Source organism: Halorubrum sp. CBA1125, assembly GCF_009742825.1.
GTDB lineage: Archaea > Halobacteriota > Halobacteria > Halobacteriales > Haloferacaceae > Halorubrum.
In genome coordinates this window covers 1-2,402 of the sequence record NZ_WPCE01000294.1, presented here as the reverse complement: position 1 = coordinate 2,402, position 2,402 = coordinate 1, and the positions used below count along the sequence as shown (strand labels likewise).

Genomic DNA, 2,402 nt, shown 5'->3' with positions numbered 1-2,402 from the left:
CCCGCACATCGTCGCCCCGCTCGTGGTCGTCAGTCGCCATGCGCGACACCCCCGGAGACGTTGACGTCGGCTCGCTGCATGATCCCGCGGAGCCGGTCGTTGCCCACGCGGCGGGTCCACTCGTAGAAGCGCTCGCCCTCCTCGCGCTCGTCGGCGAAGACGTCGAAGAGCTGCTGGAGGGCGGGGATGACCGACCGCGCCGGCACGGCGTTCTCGACCCAGTCGAGGAACTCGTTGTCGGTGCCGAGGCTGCCGCCGAGGCCGACGTCCATCCCCTCGACGATGTTGTCGCCCTCCTCGTTGGTGGTGCCTTCCGGGTCCTGCACGTTCACCGTCTCGCCGCGGAACCCGATGTCGGCGATCTGGGGCTGGGCACACGAGGCCGAACAGCCCGACATGTGCATGCGGACGACCTCGAGGTCGTCCGGCGTGTCGATCTGGCGGTCCAGCGCGCGGGCCCAGCGATAGACTCGGTTTTTCGTCTCGATGATCCCGTAGTTACAGAACTCCGAGCCCGTACATCCGACGGCGCCGCGAGCGAACGGTTCGGGGTCGTGTTCGTACTTCCGGGCGAACGGTTCGTTGAGCAGTTCCGAGAGGTTCTCCTCGGGGACGTGCGTGATCAGGAAGTTCTGGTCGGTGGCGAGCCGGATCGAGGTGTCGTCGGTGCCGTACTCGCGGGCCGCCCGCGCGGCTTCGGCGAACTCGTCGCCGCCCATCCGTCCCGTGATGACGTTGAAGCCGACGTAGTAGAGCCCGTCCTGTTTCTGTTCGTGAACGCCGACGTGATCGCCGGTGTACCCCCGCGTGAGGTCCTTGCCGCGGGTCGGCAGGTCGACCTCACAGCGGTCCCGGATCGCCTCCTCGAACTTCTCGGGGCCCATCTGCTGGACGAGGTAGCGCATCCGACAGACGCCGCGGTTGTTGCGGTCGCCGAGCTCCTTGAACGTCTGCGCGACTGCACGACAGAATTCGACGGTGTCCTCGGGCGGGATGAACACGTCGATCGGCGAGGCCATTCGCGGTCCGTCCGAGAGCCCGCCGCCGAGCCGGGCGTGGAACCCGTAGACGCTCTCGCCGTCAGCGTCCTTGCGCGCGGGGACGAGCCCCACGTCGTTGATCTGCGACTGGGCGCAGTCGTCCCGGCAGCCCGTGATGGTCATCTTGAACTTCCGCGGGAGGTTGGCGTACTCGCGGTTCCCCGTGAAGAAATCCGAGACGGCGTCGATGACGGGCTGTGCGTCGAAACACTCGTGGTCGGTGAGTCCCGCCGCGGGACAGCCGAGGACGTTGCGGGCGCCGTCGCCGCACCCCTGAACGGTCGTCAGTCCCACGTCGTCGTACCGCTCCCAGATCTCCGGCATGTCCTCGACCTCGATCCAGTGCATCTGGACGTCCTGCCGGGTGGTGATGTCGAGGAAGGCGTCGCCCCAGATCTCGTTCTGGTCTTCTCCGCCGTGCTCCTCGGGGGCGGTGGCGTACTCCTCGGCGACTTCGCCGATGACCTCGGCCTGGTCGGGGGTGAGAAAGCCGCCCGGAACCTTGGTGCGGACCATGAAGTAGCCCTCCTGCCGGCCGTGGGTGTACATGCCGGCCCACTTCATGCGCTCCCACTCGCCCTCGCCGGCGCGCTCTTCTATCTCCTCGAACGAGAGACCCTCTTCGGCGTAATCGTAGACGTCGTCGATAACATCGAGCGGATGTTTTTCCTGTTTCCAGCGTTCAACTGTGTTCATAACTATCTCGTAGTAGACCGTCTTGGAGGGTCCTTTCTCGCGCACGCGTATGTATTCCGCGTCTCACTCCGAATCCTGCCAGTGGTTCCAGATACAGGCGGTACCGGTCTGTGGCTGTGATAGTCGTTTCCGGCGAAAGCACCCGAGTTGGCGCCGATAGAGGGAGAAATCGGAACTCTCGTCCGTCAAACGCTATTGTAGATACCGGCCTAAATTTCCGGTATCGACATATCACGCCCGGAAAGAGGATCCGTCACGGTACCTGGAGAGGAAGTTGCCTTCCTCGTCGGGGAGAACACGTCTGCCACATCGATGCGAGGGTGTCAGATAACAGCACTCATACTCGTTTTCGCTCCGTCAGTTCGCTCAATACAGATGAGAGAACGACTGACTTGCTGTGCGATGGCGCGCCGGTGAGTGGGTGCGATAGCACCCACGAACCGAGCGCGAGGGACGCCGCGAACGAAGTGAGCGGCGAGGCTGGGGAGGCGTGAGGTGCGGAGCTGTGCGGTACGGGGTGGGACTCAAAGGGGCTGCCGCGAGGACGAAGTCCGACGACGCAAGCACTGGAGGGAGCGAACAGAGTGAGCGATCGAAGCGCGCAGCGAGTCGCGCGAGTTCTCGCGGCTGGGGCTTTGGGGTAATCTCGACCACAACGATCTCGCA

General features: G+C 64.6%; 1 protein-coding gene. It reads right to left on the bottom strand.

Annotation, left to right across the window (positions count from 1 at the left end):
• Window positions 1-29 precede the first annotated feature (29 nt).
• Window positions 30-1,736 carry a nitrite/sulfite reductase gene (locus GJ633_RS15855; protein ID WP_156589547.1) on the bottom strand — a complete coding sequence of 569 codons (1,707 nt, stop codon included), beginning with the start codon at window positions 1,734-1,736 and terminating at the stop codon, window positions 30-32.
• Between the last annotated feature and the right edge of the window lie 666 nt (window positions 1,737-2,402).

What these genes read in the sequence shown, in the direction of transcription:
- GJ633_RS15855 (WP_156589547.1), bottom strand. Translation starts at nt 1,736, where the DNA reads ATGAACACAGTTGAACGCTGGAAACAGGAAAAACATCCGCTCGATGTT.